The sequence below is a fragment of the Luteimonas sp. BLCC-B24 genome, from assembly GCF_028550595.1.
GTDB lineage: Bacteria > Pseudomonadota > Gammaproteobacteria > Xanthomonadales > Xanthomonadaceae > Luteimonas.
Window position 1 is genome coordinate 108,239 of record NZ_JAQQGN010000007.1, and the last position, 21,665, is coordinate 129,903.

The 21,665-nt window shown below is 64.7% G+C and carries 17 protein-coding genes; 7 read left to right on the forward strand and 10 right to left on the reverse strand.

The genetic code is table 11. The features are described 5' to 3' along the window. Positions 1-229: 229 nt before the first annotated feature. The 6 genes from PQS31_RS14040 (at position 230) to PQS31_RS14065 (ending at position 9,521) form a co-directional block, all read left to right on the forward strand. Complete coding sequence (locus PQS31_RS14040; RefSeq protein ID WP_096209859.1) at positions 230-448, forward strand: YdcH family protein; 219 nt, start codon at positions 230-232, stop codon at positions 446-448. Between the two features lie 136 nt (positions 449-584). Then, the gene (locus tag PQS31_RS14045; RefSeq protein WP_272763357.1) at positions 585-1,961 is read left to right on the forward strand and encodes a pyridoxal-phosphate dependent enzyme; all 1,377 of its coding nucleotides are present in this window, start codon (positions 585-587) and stop codon (positions 1,959-1,961) included. A gap of 79 nt (positions 1,962-2,040) precedes the next feature. Then, positions 2,041-3,264, forward strand: coding sequence for a cystathionine gamma-synthase (locus PQS31_RS14050; RefSeq protein ID WP_272763358.1), 1,224 nt, complete (start codon positions 2,041-2,043; stop codon positions 3,262-3,264). Continuing rightward, positions 3,261-4,091, forward strand: coding sequence for an ABC transporter permease (locus tag PQS31_RS14055; protein ID WP_272763359.1), 831 nt, complete (start codon positions 3,261-3,263; stop codon positions 4,089-4,091). Before PQS31_RS14050 ends, PQS31_RS14055 begins: the two co-directional genes overlap by 4 nt. Continuing rightward, on the forward strand, positions 4,081-5,466 hold the full coding sequence (locus PQS31_RS14060; protein ID WP_272763360.1) for an ABC transporter ATP-binding protein: 1,386 nt from the start codon (positions 4,081-4,083) through the stop codon (positions 5,464-5,466). Before PQS31_RS14055 ends, PQS31_RS14060 begins: the two co-directional genes overlap by 11 nt. 38 nt (positions 5,467-5,504) lie before the next feature. Further along, complete coding sequence (locus PQS31_RS14065) at positions 5,505-9,521, forward strand: glycosyltransferase (protein WP_272763361.1); 4,017 nt, start codon at positions 5,505-5,507, stop codon at positions 9,519-9,521. A gap of 57 nt (positions 9,522-9,578) precedes the next feature. Here PQS31_RS14065 and wecB read toward each other — a convergent pair whose 3' ends face one another. The 3 genes from wecB to PQS31_RS14080 form a co-directional block, all read right to left on the reverse strand. Beyond that, on the reverse strand, positions 9,579-10,712 hold the full coding sequence (gene wecB, locus PQS31_RS14070; RefSeq protein WP_272763363.1) for a UDP-N-acetylglucosamine 2-epimerase (non-hydrolyzing): 1,134 nt from the start codon (positions 10,710-10,712) through the stop codon (positions 9,579-9,581). Between the two features lie 111 nt (positions 10,713-10,823). Then, complete coding sequence (locus PQS31_RS14075) at positions 10,824-12,971, reverse strand: LTA synthase family protein (RefSeq protein ID WP_272763364.1); 2,148 nt, start codon at positions 12,969-12,971, stop codon at positions 10,824-10,826. Between the two features lie 149 nt (positions 12,972-13,120). Beyond that, positions 13,121-13,636, reverse strand: a complete 516-nt coding sequence (locus PQS31_RS14080; RefSeq protein WP_272763365.1) for a hypothetical protein — start codon at positions 13,634-13,636, stop codon at positions 13,121-13,123. A gap of 78 nt (positions 13,637-13,714) precedes the next feature. On the opposite strand from PQS31_RS14080, the gene PQS31_RS14085 reads away from it, so the two are divergent. Then, positions 13,715-14,179: a hypothetical protein gene (locus PQS31_RS14085; RefSeq protein ID WP_272763366.1), complete on the forward strand. Its 465-nt coding sequence runs from the start codon at positions 13,715-13,717 to the stop codon at positions 14,177-14,179. Here PQS31_RS14085 and PQS31_RS14090 read toward each other — a convergent pair. Genes PQS31_RS14090 through PQS31_RS14120 form a run of 7 tightly spaced genes read right to left on the reverse strand, consistent with a single transcriptional unit; the run spans position 14,171 to position 21,665 of the window. Beyond that, positions 14,171-15,634 (reverse strand): hypothetical protein, encoded by a 1,464-nt coding sequence (locus PQS31_RS14090; RefSeq protein WP_272763367.1) that lies wholly within the window; start codon positions 15,632-15,634, stop codon positions 14,171-14,173. The genes PQS31_RS14085 and PQS31_RS14090 overlap by 9 nt on opposite strands. A 40-nt stretch (positions 15,635-15,674) precedes the next feature. Then, the gene (gene rffA / locus PQS31_RS14095) at positions 15,675-16,865 is read right to left on the reverse strand and encodes a dTDP-4-amino-4,6-dideoxygalactose transaminase (protein WP_336314356.1); all 1,191 of its coding nucleotides are present in this window, start codon (positions 16,863-16,865) and stop codon (positions 15,675-15,677) included. Further along, positions 16,834-17,199, reverse strand: a complete 366-nt coding sequence (locus PQS31_RS14100) for an EamA family transporter (protein WP_272763369.1) — start codon at positions 17,197-17,199, stop codon at positions 16,834-16,836. Before PQS31_RS14100 ends, rffA begins: the two co-directional genes overlap by 32 nt. 4 nt (positions 17,200-17,203) lie before the next feature. Beyond that, the gene (locus PQS31_RS14105) at positions 17,204-18,427 is read right to left on the reverse strand and encodes an acyl-CoA reductase (RefSeq protein WP_272763370.1); all 1,224 of its coding nucleotides are present in this window, start codon (positions 18,425-18,427) and stop codon (positions 17,204-17,206) included. Next, positions 18,424-19,500, reverse strand: a complete 1,077-nt coding sequence (locus PQS31_RS14110; protein ID WP_272763371.1) for an acyl-protein synthetase — start codon at positions 19,498-19,500, stop codon at positions 18,424-18,426. The genes PQS31_RS14105 and PQS31_RS14110 overlap by 4 nt, the downstream gene beginning before the upstream one ends. A gap of 23 nt (positions 19,501-19,523) precedes the next feature. Then, positions 19,524-20,885, reverse strand: coding sequence for an AMP-binding protein (locus PQS31_RS14115; protein WP_272763372.1), 1,362 nt, complete (start codon positions 20,883-20,885; stop codon positions 19,524-19,526). Between the two features lie 33 nt (positions 20,886-20,918). Continuing rightward, positions 20,919-21,665, reverse strand: coding sequence for an SDR family NAD(P)-dependent oxidoreductase (locus PQS31_RS14120; protein ID WP_272763373.1), 747 nt, complete (start codon positions 21,663-21,665; stop codon positions 20,919-20,921).

Genomic DNA, 21,665 nt, shown 5'->3' on the forward strand with positions numbered 1-21,665 from the left:
AAACCGGGGGAGTAGGGTCGATTTCCCGGGTGGCATCGTTTCCAGTCCGCCACCCGGTCAACGAGCCAGGCCGATGACCGAGACGATCCCCCACCAGGTGCCCGAAGTCCGCGTTCCACGCCGCCGCGGCCGCCTGATCGGGTCCTCCGCTGCGCGGTCCTGGCTGTCGTCCCCGCAACGCCCCTGCCGTCACCGGCCGGGGCGTTTGCATGTCCGTCAGGAGGATTCCATGTTCGAAGCGCAATCGCAGACAGAACTCGAAGAGCTCATGAAGGAGAACGTCGAGTTCCGGCAGCTCTACTACCGGCACAAGGAACTGGACAAGAAAGTCCTCAACGCCGAACTCGGCGTGCTGGCAGTCGACGAAACCACGCTGTCGCAGATGAAGCGCGAAAAGCTTCACGCGAAGGACCGCCTGACCTCGATGTACGACGCGTTGCAACACTAGTTCCTACAGTCGCGGGCGGTGGCGGTCATCCTCGTCGATCGTCACCGCCCGCGGGTGTCTTCATCGGCCCGGCCCTGCGCCCGGCCCGTCGATGCGATAATCCCGGCCTGTTTGTCTTGCAGGACCCGGATCCACCATGCCGATCGCCTCGTCCGTTCTCGATCTCATCGCCGATACGCCCATCGTCAAGGCCCGCGGGCTGGATGCCGGCGTCTGCGAGCTGTACTTCAAGCTCGAGAGCCAGAACCCCGGTGGCTCGATCAAGGACCGCATCGGCCTGAGCATGATCGAGGCGGCGGAAGCCCGGGGTGACATCCAGCCGGGCGCCACGCTGGTGGAAGGGACCGCCGGCAACACCGGCATCGGTCTGGCGCTGGTCGCCCAGCAGAAGGGCTACAAGCTGATCCTCGTGGTGCCGGACAAGATGAGCCGGGAGAAGATCTTCAATCTCAAGGCGATGGGCGCCGAGGTCGTGCTGACCCGCTCCGATGTCGCCAAGGGCCATCCCGACTACTACCAGGACCTCGCCGAGCGCATCGCGCGCGAGACGCCCGGTGCGTACTTCATCAACCAGTTCGGCAATCCGGACAATCCGGCCGCGCACGAACACGGCACCGGCCCGGAAATCCTGCGCCAGATGGCCGAGGCGGGCGGGCTCGACGCGATCGTCTTCGGCTGCGGCAGCTCGGGCACCATGACCGGCCTGTCGCGCTGCTTCGCCCGGCACGCACCGGACGTGGAAATGGTGCTGGCCGATCCGGTGGGCTCGATCCTCGCCGAGTACATCAACGACGGCGTGCTCAACGACAAGTCCGGCAGCTGGATGGTCGAGGGCATCGGCGAGGATTTCCTGCCCGGCATCTCCGATTTCTCACGGGTGAAGAAGGCCTACGCGATCAGCGATCAGGAAAGCTTCCTCGCCGCGCGCCAGCTGCTGCAGAGCGAGGGCATCCTCGGCGGCTCGTCCACCGGCACGCTGCTGGCGGCCGCACTGAAGTACTGCCGTGAGCAGACCACGCCGAAGAAGGTGCTGGTGTTCGTCTGCGACACCGGCAACAAGTACCTCAGCAAGCTCTACAACGATTACTGGATGCTCGACAACGGTTTCCTCGAGCGCGAGCAGCACGGCGACCTGCGCGACCTGATCCTTCGCCCCTACTCGCGCCGCGACACCGTCGTGCTGGCCCCGACCGACCTGCTGGTCACCGCCTACCAGCGCATGAAGCTCTACGAGATCTCGCAGCTGCCGGTGATGGACGGCGACCGTATCGTCGGCATCCTCGACGAGAGCGACGTGCTCCTGCACGTCTACGGCGACGAAGCCCGGTTCCGCGATCCGGTCTCGACCGCGATGGTCAGCAAGCTCGACTTCCTCGACGTCAAATCGCCGGTCGAGGCGCTGCTGCCGGTGTTCGACCGCGGCCAGGTCGCGATCGTCACCGATGGCGACACGTTCCTCGGCCTGATCACGCGGATCGATCTGCTGAACTACCTGCGCCGGCGCGTGCAGTGACCCTCGGGGCCGTGCGTCGGCCCTGAACCTGCCGTTCAGTCCAGGCGACTAGAATCCCCCGTCTTTCCAGGAAGCGTCCATGTCCCAGTCCCACTCCGAGCGCCGCGACCTTGCGCTCGCCACGCTGGCGATCCACGCCGGGCAATCGCCCGACCCGTCGACCGGTGCGGTGATGCCGCCGATCTATGCGACGTCCACGTACGCCCAGTCCAGCCCGGGCGAGCACCAGGGCTTCGAGTACTCGCGCACCCACAATCCCACGCGCTTCGTCTACGAGCGTTGCGTTGCGGGCCTGGAAGGCGGCACGCGCGGCTTCGCGTTCGCGTCCGGCATGGCGGCGACGGCGACCCTGCTCGAGCTGCTCGACAGCGGCGACCACGTCGTCGCGATGGACGACCTGTACGGCGGCAGCTACCGCCTGTTCGAGCGCGTGCGCACGCGCAGCGCCGGCCTGTCCTTCAGCTATGTCGATATGACCGATCCGGCCGCGTTCGAGGCCGCGATCACCGAGAAGACGAAGCTCGTCTGGATCGAGACGCCGACCAACCCGATGCTGAAGATCGTCGACATCCGCGCGATCGCCGACATCGCCCACAAGCGCGGCCTGATCGTCGTCGTCGACAACACCTTCGCCTCGCCGATCCTGCAGCGCCCGATCGAACATGGCGCCGACATCGTCATGCACTCGGCGACCAAGTACCTCAACGGTCACTCCGACATGGTCGGCGGCATGCTGGTGGTCGGCGACAACGCCGAACTCGGCGAGCAGCTGGCGTTCCTGCAGAACTCCTGCGGCGCCGTGCAGGGCCCCTTCGACAGCTTCCTCGCGCTGCGCGGCCTCAAGACCCTGCATCTGCGCATGAAGGCCCACTGCGAGAATGCGCAGGCACTGGCCGAATTCCTCGACGGCCACGCCGCGGTCGAGCAGGTGATCTATCCGGGTCTGGCTTCGCATCCGCAACACGCACTGGCCAAGCGCCAGATGGACGGCTTCGGCGGCATCATCTCGGTGCGCATCAAGGGCGGGTATGAGGCTGCGAAACGCTTCTGCGAACGCACCGAGCTGTTCACGCTCGCCGAGTCACTGGGCGGCGTGGAGAGCCTGGTCAACCATCCGGCGGTGATGACGCATGCATCGGTGCCGGTGGAGCGGCGCGGGGCGTTGGGGATTAATGACGATCTGGTGCGGTTGAGCGTTGGGGTGGAGGCATTAGAGGATCTGCGTGCGGATATCGAGGTGGCACTCGAACAGACCGCTGCGCCGGGCGTGATCGCAGCGGCCGGGGCGGAGCTGCCGCGTTGAGTCAGCAGAATACCCGGCATTCCACGTCGCCGATTGCGCTGGCCAGGACGGTTTCGCGCAACCAGGGGCTGATCCGCGGACTCGTGGTGCGCGAGGTGGTCGGCCGCTACAAGGGGTCGGTGATGGGCCTCATGTGGTCCTTTTTCACGCCGATCATGATGCTTGCGGTATTCACCTTCGTTTTCAGCTATGTCTTCAACGCGCGATGGGGCACAGGCACGGGATCGAAGACGGAGTTCGCGCTGGTCCTGTTTGCGGGTCTCATGGCGTTCAATCTGTTCGCGGAATGCTGCAACCGTGCTCCGCTTTTGGTGACCGGGAACCTCGGGTACGTGAAAAAGGTGGTGTTCCCACTGGAGGTCTTGCCAGTGGTCTCGCTGGCCGCCGGCGTGTTCCATTTCTTCGTCAGCTTCGCCGTATGGTTTGTATTCCACCTGATGATGATCGGCCTGCCGCCGGCGACCTTCCTGCTGACGCCGCTTGCGGTCCTGCCCCTGGTACTGATGGCGCTCGGCTTTTCCTGGCTGCTGGCGTCGTTGGGCGTTTACCTGCGCGATGTCGCCCAGGTGGTCGGTTCGCTGACGCTGGTGCTTCTGTATCTGTCGCCGATCTTCTACCCGATCTCGGTCATGCCGGAGCAGTACCAAGCCGTGATGCGGGTCAGCCCCCTGACGTCGACCGTCGAGCAGATGCGCGGCCTGATGATGTGGGGGCATGGATTTGACTGGCGTGCGTGGGGCATCTCAATGGGCGTTGCGCTGCTGATCGCGTGGCTGGGTTTCGCATGGTTCCAGAAGACGCGAAAGGGGTTTGCCGATGTCCTTTGAACCGGCGATCTCGATCTCGGGCGTGTCCAAGTGCTTCGAGATGTACAACTCGCCGCGCGATCGGCTCCGGCAGTTTTTCGCGCCTAGAGGTCGCAAGTACTACCGCGAGTTCTGGGCCCTGCGGGACATTTCCTTCGACGTGATGCCTGGCGAGACGATTGGCATCCTGGGGCGGAACGGCGGCGGGAAGAGCACATTGCTGCAGATAATTGCCGGCACGTTGACGCCTACGCATGGCGAGGTCCGCGTCAATGGCCTGCTTGCCGCGCTCCTTGAACTGGGCTCGGGTTTCAATGCCGAGTTCACCGGGCGGGAAAACGTGTTCCTGAATGGTGCGGTACTAGGGTTCAGCCAGGCGCAAATGAAGGAGAAGTTCGCGGAGATCGAAGCGTTCGCCGATATCGGCGAGCACATGGATCAGCCGGTCAGGACGTACTCCAGCGGCATGTATGTGCGACTGGCGTTCGCGGTGCAGGCGTGCGTAGACCCGCAGGTGCTGATCGTCGACGAAGCGCTCTCGGTGGGCGACGAGAAGTTCCAGCGCAAGTGTTACGAATACATCGAGGGGCTTCGGGCGCGCGGATGCGCGATCATCATCGTGACCCATGCGACGTCCACGGTGGAGAAGTTCTGTCAGCGCGCCGTGCTTCTGCACAAGGGACAACTGCACGGCATCGGCGACGCGAATGCGATCATCGATCAGTACCACGCCTTGCTGTACTCCGACGAGAAGGCCTATCTGCGCTACCTCAATGCCGAGGTGTCCAGCGACAATGCGGCCATCGAGTCGGTTGTCGTGGATACCACCACGGTGGACGCCGGGTCCGAAACCGACGCGCCGGAGCTGGCGGTGGAATCACTGGCGGCATCCGGCGAGCCGGACGGCGACGTTACCGATAACGCTGGATCGGCCCTTGAGGAGAAAGAGGCCGGCAGCGGCTTGCGCGCCTACATTGAAAGCTGGTCGGCTGAAGATATCCATGGCGAACGCTGCGAAGCGTTCATGGTCGGCGATTCGGCGGTCATCTCGGCGCGGGTCCGGGTGCTGGGCGACATTGATGAAATGCAGTTCGGCATCCTGCTCAGAACCGTCGAAGGCGTTTCAGCGTTCGGCAGCAGCACCATGTATCACGATGCGAACGTCAGGCCAGTCGTGACCGGCGGCACGTACGAGGTCAGGTTCAAGATCGATCTCTCGCTGTGCGAAGGCACCTATTTCGTGACCCTCGCGCTGGCAGAGGCCATCAGCCATGCCGATATGGCCTATCTGGACCGCAAGACCGACATCATCATCCTGAAGGTGCGCGCCCCACGCGCGAAAGGGACGGGCATCGCGGCTTTGCCGGTGTCGGTTGCCTTCACACAGCTGCGCTGAACGAGCCGTTCCCGGGCATACGCGGCGTCGGAGACATCATGGAAAAGTCGTTGTTGATCGTCACGGAAGCGTTCGAGCTCGGTGGCTTGGAAAGTTACATCCGGGGCGAGGTTGCGCAGTTGCAGCGGCTCGGCTGGAAGGTGCATCTCGCCTGCGGCCACCGCTTTTCCGAGGCGATGCTGCCCGAGGGACTGGCTTCGCTGACCACCGGCCTCGCGCTGGGGCCGGAGGCGGACATCGCGGCTTTTCTGGGGGCGGTCGATCATCTGGTCGAGCTTGCGCGACGGGAGCAGGTCTCCGCCGTCCATGCGCACCCCTTTACGGCCTTGCTGCCGGCCGTGGCGTGCGCATCGACCCTGGGATTGCGCTGCGCGATCACGCTGCATGGTCCCGATTCGATTTCCGGTAGCTACGGCGAAGCCTACGACTTCATGCTGACCTCGCTCGCATTGCCGTTTGCGAGTGCGGTCGTCGCGGTGTCGGAGGAGGTCGCCGATCTGGCCTGCCCCTACGTCGAGCCCCAGCGTTTGCGCGTGCTGGAGAATGCGATCGAGCCCGTAGAGGTGGTTGCAGGCGAGCGTCATGGGCGCTGGCTCGCGGTGAGCCGACTGGACAATGCAAAGATTGAAGGCGTCGCGGCCTTCATCCGCGCGGCGGCCGAGCTCGGTCTTGAAGGCGTCGACGTCTGTGGCGACGGTCCCGCGCGGGACGTGCTGGAGGCTTCTTTTACAGACATGATCGCCAGCGGCCAGCTCCGCATGCTCGGCGCACATGCGGACGCGAACGTACGCATGCGTGCTTATGCCGGTGTTGCCGGCATGGGGCGTGTCGCGCTCGAGGGGCTTGCCGCCGGTCTTCCCGTGGTCCTTGTTGGCTACAGCGGGGTCAAAGGGCTGCTGGACGACGCCCTGTACGCGACGGCGAGCCGCAGCAATCTGTCGGGACGAGGCCTTCCCGACGTTCCGGTCTCCGCACTGGCTAGGCAACTGCAGGCGCTTAGGCCTGGCGTGGTTCCGGAGATCTCGGTCCTTGCACGAAGCGAGCGCGACGCCGATGTGCTGTGGCGCCGGTTCACCGAGATGCTCGGCGATGCGGCGCCTGTGCGTTCGAGCGTCGTGGAGGATTACCTGCGCAGCCTCCGCACCCTGTATGCGGCCTCGGGCGCATCCGCGTACTGGTCGCGCGAAGTCATGGATGTGCTGTCGCGGCTGGTCGCGTCGCCCGCGCTTCACGGCACGTCCCTGGCGCAGGCATTCACGATCCATTCGGAGGCCTTCACACGCACGTTCGTCGAGCAACAGGTTCGTACGGTGCTGGATACCGTCGGGGCGTTGCCGGACGCGGTTGCGGAGCAGGCGGCTCTGCATTGCGGCTCGTCCGAATCACGCGACGAACTGGCGCGGATCGCCGGCATGATCGATGGCCTGGGCGAGGCCGTCGCGGCCTCCGGGGAATCGATGCGCCTCGAACTGCAGTCGCAGATGCAGTCTGCGCTTCAAGGCGTGGGATCGATGCGTCTCGAACTGCAATCGCAGATGCAGCATGCGCTTGAAGCTGCGGGATCGATGCACCTCGAACTGCAATCGCAGGTGCAGCATGCGATTGAGCGCGTGGAATCGATGCGCCTCGGGCTCCATTCCCAGATGCAGCATGTGCTTGAGGAGGTCGAGGCCAACGGGCGTGCTTCTAGGAGTGCCGAGCAGGCGCTCACGCATGCGCTGGACGCTCGCGAGCCACCGATTCTTCTGCGGCTCGACAGCATCGAGCGTTCGATCGGCGCGGTTGAAGCATGGATAGACGTCCAGGCGCAAAGCCGACAGGAGCTACAGGCGCTCCGCGCGCAGAGTGCAGCGCTTGAGGCGGAATTGCAGCGCGTCTACAGCAGTTCGTCTTGGACATTGACGCGGCCGATGCGCGCCGTGAAGCGCCTGCTGGTCGATCCGCGGGGCACCTCGCGTCATGTGCGGCGCATGATGGGGCCCGCCGCGAACGCACATCCCGAGCGACTGCCGAGGCGTAGCCGCGTTCGGCAGGCATGGAACTTCCTGCGCCGTACGGTAAGCACCGGCCAGATCAGCCCGGCGGACAAGGCCAGATTGCGCAGCATGTTCAGGGCTGGGTATGCGCGCCTGGGAGGCAAGCCGGGTCCGGGAGCCGATGCGCCTCCAGTGGCAGGTCCGGGCATGGAAGACGTCTTCGTCTGGTCGGTGATCGACTGGCACTTCCGGATGCAGCGGCCGCAGCATCTTGCCGCTGCGATGGCAGGCAAGGGGCATCGGGTCTTCTACATCTCGAACAATTTCGTGGATTCCCCCAAGGCAGGCTTTTCGGTCGAACCGCTGGACGACACCCAGCGGCTTTTCCAGGTCAATCTCAATGTCGCCGGCGCACCGGCCATCTACTTCGACATCGCAAGTCCCGCGCAGGTGGAGGCGATTCGTGCAAGCCTCGCCGAGCTGCTGGTATGGGCGGGCACGACGCGTTCGATCTCGCTCGTCCAGCATCCGTTCTGGCTGCAGCCGGCGCAGAGCCTGCCCAATATGCGGCTCGTCTACGACTGCATGGACCACCACGGCGGATTCGAGGACAACGCCGCCAGCGTGTTGGCCGGCGAACAGACGCTCGTCGAGAACACGGATCTGCTGATCGTCACCTCGCAGTGGCTTCACGACGAGATGGCAGACAAGTCGGCGAACCTGACGATGATCCGCAACGCGACCGAGTACGCGCATTTCTGCACGCGGCCGGCCGAGGTCTTCGTCGACGAAGCGCAGCGGCGGATCATCGGTTATTACGGCGCGATCGCAGAGTGGTTCGACGTCGACCTGGTGCGCCGTGTGGCGGTGGACCACCCAGACGCTCTGGTGCTGCTGGTCGGACGCGATACCGTTGGGGCGGAAGCGCGCCTGGAGGATCTGCCCAACGTGCGTTTCACCGGCGAGGTTGCCTACACGACCCTGCCTTACTGGCTGCATGCCTTCGACGTATGCCTGCTGCCGTTCCGGGTGATCCCGCTGACGCTGGCCACCAATCCGGTGAAGGTGTACGAGTACCTCAGCGCAGGCAAGCCGACCGTGTCGGTCGACCTGCCCGAGATGTCGCAGTTCGAGGACCTCGTGCTGCTGGCGGACACTGCGACCGGATTTTCGCAGCAGGTGTCGGCCGCCTTGGAACCCGCCAGCATGGAGCCCGCTGCGGTTGCGGCCCGCCAGGCATTCGCGCGCAACCAGACCTGGTCACACAGGGCGGCGGATCTCGACGCGGCGCTGGCGAAGATCGACGAACCCAGGGTCAGCGTGATCGTCCTGTGCTTCAACAATCTGGCCTTCACCCAGGCGTGCCTGGATAGCCTGGTGCGCTACAGCGATTATCCCAACCTGGAAATCATCGCCGTGGACAACGCCTCCTCGGACGGCAGCCAGGCCTATCTGGCGGAGTGGGCAGCGGCCGGAGAGAACCGTCGATTCATCGCCAACGAGGCCAATCTGGGGTTCTCGGCAGGCAACAACGTGGGTCTTCGCGCCGCCACGGGTGACTACCTCGTCATCCTCAACAACGACACCTATGTCACGCCCGGTTGGGTGCGCGGCATGCTGCGCCACCTGAAGCGGCATCCGGAGGCGGGCCTGGTGGGCCCGGTGACGAACAATATCGGCAACGAGGCGCGCATCGAGATCCACTACAGCTCGATGGAGGAGATGATCGAACGTGCCCGCGCCTATACCTTGCGTCATCCCGGGGTGTCGTTCGAGATGGCGACCGCAGCCTTCTTCTGCGTCATGATGCCCCGGCAGGCGTACGAGGCCGTCGGGCCGATGGACGAAGACTTCGGCGTCGGATTCTTCGAGGACGACGACTATTGCCGACGACTCGCGCTCAAGGGCTTCAAGGTGTTGTGCGCCGAAGACGTGTTCGTGCATCACCATCTGTCGGCGAGTTTCAACAAGCTCAAGAGCGAGGCCAAGCAGGTGCTGTTCGAACAGAACAAGGCGATCTACGAAGCGAAGTGGGGCCCCTGGTCGCCCCACGTGTACCGGGACCGCGGCACGCACTGAGTCCGCGGTTGACTTGGGCGGCGGCAGTCCTCCGGGAAGGCCGCCGGCCCGGCGGGTTCAGAGCTGCTGTCTGACCCGCTGCACGATCCGTGCGGATGCCTTGCCGTCGCCGTAGGGGTTGTGCGCACGCGACATCGCTGCATAGGCCTGGGCGTCGTCCAGAAGCCGTTCCGCTTCGGAGACGATGCGCCGGGTATCGGTGCCGACAAGGCGCACGGTGCCGGCTTCGACGGCCTCCGGGCGCTCGGTCGTGTCACGCATGACGAGAACGGGTTTGCCCAGCGACGGTGCTTCTTCCTGCACGCCACCGGAGTCGGTGATGATCAGGTACGCGCGCGACATCAGGTAGACGAACGGCAGGTAGTCCTGCGGTTCGATCAGCACCACGTTTCTGACCCCGGCGAGAATGCGGTTGACGGGCTCCTGCACATTAGGGTTCAGGTGTACCGGATACACCACTTGCACGTCACCGCGTTCGGCAAGCGCCTTCAGGGCGTGGCAGATCTGCTCGAAGCCTCCGCCGAAGCTTTCGCGGCGATGGCCGGTGACCAGCACCATGCGCAGGCCCGCGTCCAGGAAGGGCAGGCGCGCCTGCAGATCGGCGGACAGCGCGTGATCGCGTTCGATGCGTTCGGCGACGTCGAGCAGCGCATCGATGACGGTATTGCCGGTGACCTCGATGGTGCCTGCGCCGATGCCTTCAGCCAGCAGATTCGCGCGTGAGCGCTCCGTGGGGGCGAAATGCACGCTGCTCAGGGGCGCAGTGAGGCAGCGGTTCGCTTCCTCGGGCCACGGCGACCAGATGTTTCGCGTACGCAAGCCTGCCTCGACATGGCCGACCTGCACCTTGTTGTAGAAGGCCGCCAGCGCAGTCGCCAGCGTGGTGGAGGTATCGCCATGCACCAGCACGATGTCGGGGCGGTGTCGTGCGATCACCGCACTCATGCCGGTGAGGATGCGGGCAAACAGGTCGGGCAGCGTCTGCCCCTCCTTCATGACGTCCAAGTCTTCGTCGGGGACGATCTTGAACAAGTCCAGCACCTGGTCCAGCATCTCCCGGTGCTGGGCGGTCACGGCGACGATCGTGTCCAGCGACGTATCGGTCGAGAACGCCTTGACGACCGGCGCCATCTTGATGGCTTCGGGACGGGTGCCGAAGGCAATGAGGACTTTCTTTCGATCCACGGTCATCTCTCTGCGGCACGGCCGCGCTTGAAGAACAAGCGGCAGTCTAGTCGCTTGTGAGCGGACTCTTGATGTCGAACAGGTTTCTTGCGTCCTGGTCTGGGCTGCGGTCTGCCCCTAAGGGGAGGGCATTGCGTCCGGGGCCGCTGCCGCCATGATATGACCGATGGTCAATGGTGGTTTCTTCTCGCATTGGAGCGTGACAGGCAAGTCCCTGTCGATGGAACGCAAGAGATCGTCGTCGAACCTGGCGGTGATGACGCCGCTGCCGTACGTCGCTTCACCTTGAACGGTGCCGATGTGAACGGTGGGTCGCCCTCGCAGGCGCTTCATCGTGATCCAGATGTTGCTGGAGCCATCCGGCTGCAGGTTGTAGCCATCGCGTGCCGCTTGCTGTGGACCCCACTGATTGACTTCGAACAAGCAGCTTTCCCACGCCCCGTCGATGGTCATGTCGGTGTCCGCGCTGTGTACCAGCGTCAGGTGAGCATCCAGATTGCGAAGGAAGTAGCGGTTCCCCTGTATGGAGTCCGCACGCAACGTCCGAAGTTTCTCGAAGTGTGCACGTGCCGCTTTGCAGGACTCGCTATCAGCCAGCGGCGCCTGATGCGCGCAGTTGTGCCAGTCGCCATTTGCGTTTGCCAGCAGGTGGCCGAGAAACGGTCGGACAGACGAGGGCGCGGACTGTGAAGACTGGGGCAACAGCTCGCCTTCGCCCAGTAGGTCTGAGATCAGACCGGGAAGTTCGTAGAGTGGAACATCTCGAGTCAAGGTGACCGGCCCGCGGTCGCCATCGATCACGAGCAAGGGGGTGCGGGACAACGCGAGCTTGGCGCGCGTGTCATCGCTGTCGAAATGGCCGGTGTCGCTGACATTGACCTGGTCGTAGACATCAGGGGCTGTGCCGCCCGTCAATACAGGGGCATGGTCCCCCAGCGCGATGATGATGGCATCCGGGTCAGCGGACAGAATGGCCACAGTCCAATCCATCAAGGCACGTGTGCTGTAGGCCACCGCATTGACGTACGCGTTCAAGAGGGGGGAGTCGGCCGGCTCTACGGATACCAGGTCCGGACGCGCATCGTGGTTCCTTGAATATCCCCAATGGGACGACAGCGTGACCTGATAGTTGAGTACTGGAACGTCAGGTGAGAGCGCGGTCAGATAGTCGAGATTCTGCCGAAAGAAGGATCCGTCATAGAGGTAGGCGCCCTCCATGTCATCGAGCTCGAACGCGCTGACAGGCCGGTAAAACGAGAAACCGCTCGCCTTGTAGGCGTTGTTGCGATTCCAGTTGGATTCTTCGTGGGCATGGCTCGCAACCGTGTGATAGCCATACGCGTTCAGCGCAGCGGGCAGGCAGGGCGAGGGGCGTCGCAGCAGGCCCACGAACGCGACGGAGTTCCGCGGTGCCGGGAATCCGCAGAGCACCTCGAATTCCGCATTGGCAGTTGCGCCCCCGAAGACAGGCGACAGCGCATACGGTCTGCCGGCAACCTCCCACAATGCTCTGAAGCGCGGATCGAGTGGATCGGTGTTGGTGCGATGATGTGCGAGGGACGATACATCCCAAAGACTTTCCATCAGCACGATATGGATGTTCCGCTTCGGAGGCTGCGCGAGCGGCTGCCAAGGCTGCAGCGGGAGTTTCTCGATCTCGGCCCGCGTCGGGCCCTCGCGCTCGGCATAGCGATCGAGCCAGTCCTGCGCCAGATAGAGAATCGGGCCCCGTCCCTTCAAGAAAGCGATCGGATCTTCGTTCTGGCTGAGTTTGACGACCTCGCCGTCGTACATTTCATGCGACGGCAGGCCGACCGGCAATGCGACCTCGGCCACGGATGAGGACGCGCGCAGGGCTGATGGAATTGCAGCGATGTAGCCAGCGGCCAAGAGCACCGAAAGCAGCGTTCCTGCGCGAATCCTCAACATCCACGCAAGGAGAGCGAAGAAACCGCCTATCAGGGCGATCGCCACGGCGAGACGCCGACCGCTCAACGTATTGAGCAGGACAGGCAGAGCCTGCAGATCCTGGAACGACAGCGGCATCCGCATCATTGCGATCTTCAGCGGGTTGCCCAGCATGAGGATGCCGGCCAGCACGATGCAAAGCACAGCGCCCCAGTGGAAGCTGCGAAACGAGGGCCCCAAAGCGATCAGTACCGGCGAAAGAAGCAAGCCCGTGGCAATCGTGGCTGCGGCCGTGTAAGTAAAGTCGAAATAGTAGTGTGCTATCACTGCCATCAGGCCGCAGAGAGCCAGGCTCAAGAAAGCGTTGGCGCCTGCAAGCAACACGCATCGCGGCAGACGACTACGCGGTTGCGCGGCCGGATTTACGTCCATCTGGTTACACGTCCATGATCAGGCGGTCCGTTGCGCAGTGCTGCCGCTGCGCAAGTACTCTCCAAACGCGTTGTTCACTCGACGTTGAAAGTCACCGCGTCGCTACGGATATGCTTGCCAGCGGCATCACTGAGGCGGATCTCCAGCGCATACGCGCCAGGTGTCGTCAGGACCGTAGTGGACACCGCGCCAGTGACTGTGGAGCCCGAAACCGCGCGATTCGCCAGCAGTTCGCCGTCCAGCCACAGTGACGCGTCGGTATTTTCGAGGCTGCGGTCGGCCGATGCCCAGATGTTGACCGCTGGCCCGCCTTCATCGCTCTGTACAGGAATCGACTGCGGTCCGAAGTTCGCAATCTGCAGGCCATCGAGACTTGTATGGGATGCGGCGTCCTCTTCGGCGCTTTGCGGAGTTGGTGCCGTTGTGGGCGCCGCATTGACGACATCCCCGTCCGAAGGCTTGCAGGCGGCCAATGCCAGACCACTGAAAATGATGACGAAAACGAATCGACTCTTGAGCGTGTGAATGCACATGTTTTTAGGCGCGGACGATTGGAAACGGGAGCTGACACTGACGGTCGGAATGGCCATGAGAGCGAACAGGCCATTGGCTTTTTTGGGTGGCTCCGGGATATTGGTGGTCCTGACGCCGGAGGTGATTTTACATATATGTTGCAAATTCGTGAAATTAGAGTAGCGTCCGGCGCGCGTGCGGCAGTGGTGTTTCTGATGGCGCTCCCGCTGCTTGTGACAGCGTGTCAAAGGCCGCCGGCCGACCCATCAGGGGTTGGGTATCAGGTGGTTGACGAAACAACGTCCCTGGATGGCTGTGTGATCTGCGTCGTGGCCGCCCCGCGCGCGCGCTGCACCGATGCCACCGAGGCCGCCGAGCTGCGATGGAATGTGCCTGCAGGCTTGCGGCAGGGACACAGCGTGGCCATCGAGATCGAACGTCAGGCGGGCGCGCGTGAAGTCGTGGCGCGCGGCGGCTTCAGCGGCCACGTCCTGCTGCGGCAAGCCGTTTCACCCGGCGATCGGATCCGTGTCGTGGGTGCGGCGGATGCCGCACCTCTGCTGCAAACGGATGTCGACACATCTAAGGGATGTGAGATCCAGACGCCTGGCTCAGGGTGAGCCATCAGGGGCAGGCACAAGCTCCACAGGCCCCGCCGGTTCTGCCAGACGCTCCATCGCATAGCGGCTGCGCATCGTCTCCGAGAACGCATTGAGACGATGCTCGCGCAGCAACTCGATGGAGCGGATCCGCTCGTCGCGTCCGGCCTCGCAGATCACCAGGATGGGCGCGCACGACACAGGGCGCAGCGCCGGCGCCTTGCCCAGCAGGATCATCTGTCGCCCGAGGGTATTCCCGTAGGCCTGCACATAGGGCGCGGCGTTCCAGGTCGCCTTCGACAGCGGCACCTGGACGAGGATGATGCCGGCCAGCATCGCGCTGAGCAGTGCGGTCTGCATCCTGCCCCAGTGACGGCGATCACTGCCGGCCGACATGAGCGCCAGAGCCACGGTGCCCAGTTGATAGAGCATGACGTAGCGTGGCTGGAAGATGTAGTCAGGCCCGAACGTGGGCACGCGGCTGATGATGATGCCGGCAGTGGCGCCATAACAGAACAGCATCAGGCTGACCGCCAGGAACTGGGTGCGATTCCAGCTGTCGCGCAGGGCCCGCAGCCAGAACCAGGCATGCGCGGCAATCACAAGCAGACCGAGCAACTGGTGCGCCGGATCCGCAAGGACCGGCAGCAGCCTGGCCGCACCGCGGTCCACCACCGACTGCGCCGCCACCGACACCATCATCTGCAGCAGGGGCCGCCACCCCGCGTCCAGCATTGCGGTCAGCGGCGCCGCGGCCGGTGTTCCAAGGCCTGGATGCAGGTGCGCGAGACTGAGCCAGCGGTAGAGCGCGACGGTGACCAGCAGCAGCACCAGCAGGGCCAGTGCGCTGCGCCAACCCCGGAAGCGCAGTTTCGCTTCGCGCAGCATGACGGCGCATGCGACGGCGAGGACACAGATCAGGCCGCTGCCGTCCTGGGTGAACACCACCAGCGGCGCGATCAGGAGCACGGGGAGCCAGCGGTCACGTTCGATGACCTGCCAAGCGGCGATTGCCAGCGCGCACATGGCCAGTGGACCCAGGTAGCCCAGCGTGACCAGCGACCAGTTGAAGACCATGCCGCTGCTGAGCGAGACGAAACTCGCCGCACTTGCGACCATCGGCAGGATCCACCAGCGCCCTGCGCCCGACGCCAGGTTGTCGCGGGCTGCCACCCACAGCATCAGGCCCCAGGCGATCGCCGCGAAGCCGAGTCCGACGTAGGCTTCGATGACGAAATCCAGGTCGAAATACTCGGCGTTCCAGATCAGCAGGAGTTTCTGGATGGGCTGCGCGTGGTCGTCCGTACTGCGCTTGAGGTAAAGATCCTGCAGGCCGATGCCGCCGGTGTAGTACTTGTGCAGAAACGCGTCCACGAAGTACCACCCGTCCGAGGTCACGAACGGGATGGTCGCCTGCGAGATGTAGAGTGCGGCGTTGGCGAACGCGAGACCTGCAAGCGCCACGACCAGGAACATCGCACCCCGAGGCGGGAATCGTGGCCGCGTATGCATGTTGTCAACCCGCCAGCGCAACGTCGGCAGCAGCGAAGATCTCGGGGAAATGCGCTTCCATTCCCAGCCAGAACGGCATCCGGACGACGCGATCGCTGATGTCGTCCGTGACTGCCATCGTCGAGCCGGTCCGCCCGTTCTCGCGTCCAGCCGGCGACGAATGGAGTGGGATGTAATGGAACACGGCCTGCACACCCTGCTGGCGGAGCGATTGGATGAACTGCGTGCGCGCCTCCAGCGAAGGAAGCAGCAGGTAGTACATGTGCGCGTTGTGCACGCAGTCGGCGGGGATGGTGGGGCGGACAAGCCGGCCTTCGGCCTCGTGGCGCGCTGCCCAGTCCTGATAGCGGTCCCAGATGGCGAGGCGACGCTGGTTGATGAGGTCGGCATCCTCCAGCTGGGCGCTCAGGAACGCGGCCGTGATCTCGCCGGGCAGGAAGGAAGACCCGACATCCACCCAGGTGTACTTGTCGACCTGCCCGCGGAAGAACCTGCTGCGATTGGTGCCCTTCTCGCGCAGGATCTCGGCGCGCTCGGCGAAATGGGCATCCCTGCACAGCAGGGCGCCGCCTTCCCCGGAAATGATGTTCTTGGTTTCGTGGAAGCTCAGCGCGCCCAGCGCACCGATCGTCCCGAGCGGGCGGCCCTTGTAACTCGACAGGATCGCCTGCGCCGCATCTTCGACGATCGCCAGCCCATGACGGGACGCGATGTCCGACAGCGTGTCCATCTCGCACGCAACGCCGGCGTAATGCACCACACAGATCGCACGCGTGCGCTCGGTGATGGCGGCTTCCACCAGTCGCTCGTCGAGGTTCAGGGTGTCCGGGCGCACATCGACGAACACCGGGACGGCCCCGCGCAGGACGAAGGCGTTGGCTGTGGAGACGAACGTGTACGAGGGCATGATGACCTCGTCTCCGGGCTGCAGGTCGAGCAGCAGCGCGGACATCTCCAGCGCGGCGGTGCAGCTGTGCGTCAGCAGCGCGCGCGCCGCGCCGGTGCGCTGTTCGAGCAGTGCATGGCACCGCTTGGTGAACTGGCCGTCCCCGGACAGGTGGCCGTTCGCATGCGCCTGGGCGATGTGCGACAGCTCACGCCCGGTCATGAAAGGTTTGTTGAAGGGAATCAAGTGGGCCTCGCGGTAATTGGCATAAGGTGGATCAGGTAGCGGACCGCGACAGCACGACCACACCCAGCATGATGATCAGCGTGCCCGCGATCTTGTAGCTGTCCAGCTGCTCACGGAACAGCACGACCGCGAGCAGGGCGACCAGGAAAAAGTTGATCGCCATGTAGGGATAGGCGCGGCTGATGGGCATCTTGCTGATGGCCGCCATCCAGCACAGCGATGCGCCGAAAGCGGCCGCGAATGCAGAAATCACCCACGGCTTGAGCAGGAGCTGCAGCAGGTTCAACGGTTGCAGCGGCGCGGCAATCAGATGCCCATGAACGCCGACCTGCCACTTGAGGATCAGCTGGCCGTACACCGTCAGCAGGATGGTGAGTCCGATGAAAACGTAGCTCATGTCGTCACATCCCCGGCAGCGTGATCTTGCGGGTCAGGACATCCAGCAGGTCGGTGCCGTCCCAGACCGGGTGGAAATCCAAGGCGCGGCCGAACGGCACGATGCGGTCCAACGCCCGGTTGCCCAACTGTGCCAGCAAACCCGTCAGCGCCGCGCGCGTAAAGCCGTGCTGCACCAGGGTCTGGTCACGGTCGTCGAGCTGCGGGGCAAGTGCGGCGAGGGAATCGAGACGCACGTTGACCACAAGCCCATGTCCGCTCTGAAGCGCCCGCAGCTCGCCATCGGCGCGGCCGGCCCCGAGGGTCAGGGGATAGCTGTCCAGCGCACTGTCGCCGTGGACGCCGGGCGACAGGGCGGCCATCAGATGCGCGTCGGTCAACCGGGCCATCAATGCCGCGGGCTCGTCCTCGACCTGATGCGAGAGCGACCGCACCTTGGGCCAGAACCGGCCCAGCGCGGTCTCGATGGTGTTCTGCGACCCGACCCAGTACAGGGTACGGGGCGAGGAGCAGGCCTGCTGGCCGAACCACAGCACGTCGTTGATGAAGCGGTGTGCCAGCTGGTCGAGTTCCGCATCGGTCGCGGCCGCGACCGTCGCGGCGTCGATGGCGGCCACGCCGAAGCGGTCGGGGAACGCCAGCTCCAGCGCGAGGGGCGCCAGTGGAAGCGACCGGATCTTGGCAACCGTCGAATCCCCGCCCCAGATGATCCGCGCTTGGCAGTTGCGGGACACGAGCGTGGTCACCGCGTCGTCATGCGGATACGTGAGTAGCACGCTGCGCTGCAGGACCTCGCCGTGCACGCCCTCGGCGCGCATGGCGCTCAGGATCGAGATCAGGGCTTCGCGCTGGCCACTCGGCTTCTGTGAAAGGCGGGCCACATTGCGGTTGCCCGCGAGCACCGACATCAGCCAGGTGTAGGCGAACAGGACATCGACATTGGCCGGTGCGAGGTGGAACACCAGCCCGCGGGCCAGCAGATACTCGTTGCCGGGCGTCTCGACGCGCCGCGCAAGTTGCTCTTGGGCCGCGGGTCGGAACCAGTGCGCAAGCGTGGCCAGCTCGGGGTGTTCACGCAGCATCGGCAGCGCGAACACGCGGCGGGCGAAATCGGTGACGAACGCCCGTGCCTGCGCGCTGAAAGGCGGAAGCGGCGCGAGCTCGGACAGTCCTGCCAGCAGGGTGTCGAGCGGTGCGTCGTCGTGGACGGAAAACAGGATCCGGGTCATGCGCTGGGTACCGTCCGGGTATCACTGCAGCCGCGGACTTCGACATTCTTGAGGCGGCCAAGGACACTGAAGTGCTTGCCGAGCCGCCCGCAGGGGCAGTCGTCTTCGCCGTGCACGATGCCGAGATCCTCGGTGAGCAGGCTATGGCCGGGGTAGCTTCCCGGCAGCAGGCTCAACACCTGCAGTGCGCCCTCCTGTCCGTCGGCTGCGGGCGCGAGGGTCTGCAGGTCGCGAACGATGACATCTGCATAGGCGGGCGCGTGGAGGTGGCCTTGCTCGCACTCGAAGAAGATCGAGCCGACCTGTTCGACCATCCCGTAGTAGTTGTGCACCCGCTCGATACCGAAGACGCCTGCGAGCGCAGCCTTGTAGGCCGTGTTGTCGACCTTCTGCTCTTCCATCTTCTTCCAGCCGCCACCATGCACCAGCATGCTGCCGGGCGGGAATCGGAGGTCGATGCCATCACGCTGTGCGGCCTGGACGAACGATTGCCAGACGATGAAGGTGAAGCCGAACAGGAGCACGGGTTCGTCGGGGGCCTTGGCCAGCCATTCGGCCAAGGCGCGCCAGTCGGGCTGCAGGTCCTCGTCGAGCAGATACAGGTGGTCGCGCCCGAAGTTGGAGAAGCCAAGAATCCCGGCCGCGCGCGCATTGAACCGGCTGCGGTCGCGCAGGAAGCTTGCGTCGTCGACCACAAGCATGCGCATCCGCCGGTTGCCGGCGAAGTGCGAAAAAATGCGGGTGAGCGCACGCGTCTGCGCGCGCGCCGTGTCGGCGTCGAGAAAGATGCGCGAGACGGCCGCGCCGGTCGTGCCGCTGGAGACCAGCGTCCGCGATACCTGATCGTCCGGGATGCTCTTCAGGTCGATCTGCTTGAACAGACGCACCGGCAGCCAGGGCAATGCTTCCAGGTCGTTGGCATCTCCGCTCCGCCACAGGGCGTCGAGCATGGCCGAATAGGGTGCGCACCGCGCATGGTGGAAGCGGGTGAGCGATTGCAGGCCCTGCAACAACCACGCGCGTTTGGCGTCGCGGTCGAGACCGAATACGTCGATGTCGAGCGCACCCGCCACCGGTGATGCTTCCGGACTCGCGCTCATCTGTGATTACCCTCCGAGGCCAGCCGCAGCAGCGACTGGTAATCGACCTTGCCGCTCGCCATCAGGGGAAGCGCCTCCAATTGAACGCAGCGCACCAGGCCGCCAAAGATCTTGTAACGGGCCTGCAGAAGCTTGCGGACTTCGTCCTGTGGGACGGGGATGTCGCCATTGAACACCACCAGGTCGTCGTCACTGCCCGAGCATGCGATCTGGCTTGCGAATCGGGTCGAGAGCATGGCCTCGACCTCATCCAGATTGATGCGATTGCCGGACAGTTTCAGGAACCGCTTGGCGCGACCGACAATGTAGAAGTAGCCCTCGTCGTCCATGCGGGCCAGGTCGCCGGTCTGCAGACGGCCCTGCAGTGCGTCGGCGTCGGCCAGCTCCGCGCGGCTGCCGGCGTAGCCCATCATGACGTTGGGGCCCTCGTAAACCAGCTCACCGCTGTCCGCATCGATACGCATGCGGCCGCCCGGCACCGGGATGCCGATGCTGCCGACCTTGTCCAGCAGGCGATCGGCGGGGACGTAGCTGATCCGTGGCGACGCTTCGGTCTGCCCGTACATGACGAAAAACTGCAGGCCATGCGCGCGGGCGGACTCGCCGAAGTGGTGGACCAGCTCGTCGCGCAGGCGCCCACCGGCCTGGGTCAGCATGCGCAGCTTCGGCAGCGCCAGACGCGCCAGTCCGATCCGTCGCAGCATCTCGTAGGTGGCCGGCACGCCGGAAAGCGAAGTGACGGAATGGGCGCGCGCCGCTTCCCAGAATTCGCGCGTCATCAGGCTGTCTTCGGTCAGCACGACACACCCGCCGCAGCCGAGGTGACTGTTGAGGATGGACATGCCGAACGAGTACGCCAGCGGCAGCGTGGTGATGGCGCGGTCGTCAGCGACCAGACCGAGGTAGGACACGATCGACCCGGCGTTGGCTGCCAGGCCGTGCGCAGACAGGCGGACCAACTTCGATGAGCCCGTGCTGCCCGATGTGCTGAGCAACAGGGCCAAGTCGGCATGCGGTGCCTCGTGCAGGGCATCGCCGTCGCGGACGTGGATGCCCAGCTGGCCCGCGACATGGCGGGTCGTGTAGCCGGCAGGGGCGGGGCCGGGCAGTGCAAGCCAATCGGGCGCGTACTGCGCGATCAGCGATGCGAGCAGGTCGGGCGCGAGATCGGCCTGCACAAGCAAGGGGACCTGCCGTGCGCTGCGTAACGCACCGAGATACAGCGCGACCGCTTCGATCGTACTGGGCATCGAGAGAATGCCCATTCCGCGCCCGGCCGGCAGCCAGCTTGCGAGGCTGTCGGAAAGCTCGGCCAGATCGTCATAGCGGATCTGGCGCGACCCCTGGACCAGGGCCATGCGTTCGCCGTGCGGTAACTGCCAGAACTCCACTCAGACCACCATCTGGCCGTCGACGCCGATCACCTGACCCGAGATGTAGGTCGAGTGGTCGCCCAGCAGAAAAGCGACCAGATCGGCGACCTCCTGCGGCGTGCCCGCGCGGCCCATGCTGATGGACGCCACACGTTTGGCGTAGGCGGCCTCGGGCATCGTCCTGGTCATGTCGGTGTCGATGAAGCCCGGTGCGACCGCATTGACGCGGATGCCCCTGGCGACCAGCTCCTTCGATGCCGAGCGCGTCGCGCCGATCAGCGCGGCTTTGCTGGCGGCATAGACGCTGAGGCCTGCCGCACCGTTGGCGCCCATGATCGACACCAGGTTGACGATGCTGCCGCGCTGTGCGCGCGCCATCATCCGCGCCGCATACTGCATGGTCATCAGCGGCGCTTTGACGTTCACGGCCAGGACGCGGTCGATGTCCTCGCCGCGAATCATGCCAAGCAATCCCTCATGCAGCACGCCGGCGTTGTTCACCAGGCCGTCCAGCCGGCCGAAGCGACTGAACACCTCCTTGAACAACGCCGCGATGGCATCCGTGTCCGCCAGATCGATTGCCGCGACCATCGGCTTTGCCGCGCCACGTGCGTGCAGTTCCTCGGCCAGGGCTTCCAGGGCCGGGCCATCCCGCGCCACCATCACCAACTGGACGGAATCGGTGGCAAGCGATTCGCAGATCGCCCGCCCGATGCCGCGCGAGGCGCCTGTCACCAGGACCACGGGGGCGGTGGTGCGGTCCAT

What these genes read in the sequence shown, in the direction of transcription:
- PQS31_RS14040 (WP_096209859.1), top strand. Translation starts at nt 230, where the DNA reads ATGTTCGAAGCGCAATCGCAGACAGAACTCGAAGAGCTCATGAAGGAG.
- PQS31_RS14115 (WP_272763372.1), bottom strand. Translation starts at nt 20,885, where the DNA reads ATGGCCCTGGTCCAGGGGTCGCGCCAGATCCGCTATGACGATCTGGCC.
- PQS31_RS14100 (WP_272763369.1), bottom strand. Translation starts at nt 17,199, where the DNA reads ATGAGCTACGTTTTCATCGGACTCACCATCCTGCTGACGGTGTACGGC.
- PQS31_RS14065 (WP_272763361.1), top strand. Translation starts at nt 5,505, where the DNA reads ATGGAAAAGTCGTTGTTGATCGTCACGGAAGCGTTCGAGCTCGGTGGC.
- PQS31_RS14120 (WP_272763373.1), bottom strand. Translation starts at nt 21,665, where the DNA reads ATGGACCGCACCACCGCCCCCGTGGTCCTGGTGACAGGCGCCTCGCGC.
- wecB (WP_272763363.1), bottom strand. Translation starts at nt 10,712, where the DNA reads ATGACCGTGGATCGAAAGAAAGTCCTCATTGCCTTCGGCACCCGTCCC.
- PQS31_RS14050 (WP_272763358.1), top strand. Translation starts at nt 2,041, where the DNA reads ATGTCCCAGTCCCACTCCGAGCGCCGCGACCTTGCGCTCGCCACGCTG.
- PQS31_RS14080 (WP_272763365.1), bottom strand. Translation starts at nt 13,636, where the DNA reads ATGGCCATTCCGACCGTCAGTGTCAGCTCCCGTTTCCAATCGTCCGCG.
- PQS31_RS14060 (WP_272763360.1), top strand. Translation starts at nt 4,081, where the DNA reads ATGTCCTTTGAACCGGCGATCTCGATCTCGGGCGTGTCCAAGTGCTTC.
- PQS31_RS14045 (WP_272763357.1), top strand. Translation starts at nt 585, where the DNA reads ATGCCGATCGCCTCGTCCGTTCTCGATCTCATCGCCGATACGCCCATC.
- PQS31_RS14085 (WP_272763366.1), top strand. Translation starts at nt 13,715, where the DNA reads ATGTTGCAAATTCGTGAAATTAGAGTAGCGTCCGGCGCGCGTGCGGCA.
- PQS31_RS14090 (WP_272763367.1), bottom strand. Translation starts at nt 15,634, where the DNA reads ATGTTCCTGGTCGTGGCGCTTGCAGGTCTCGCGTTCGCCAACGCCGCA.
- PQS31_RS14105 (WP_272763370.1), bottom strand. Translation starts at nt 18,427, where the DNA reads ATGACCCGGATCCTGTTTTCCGTCCACGACGACGCACCGCTCGACACC.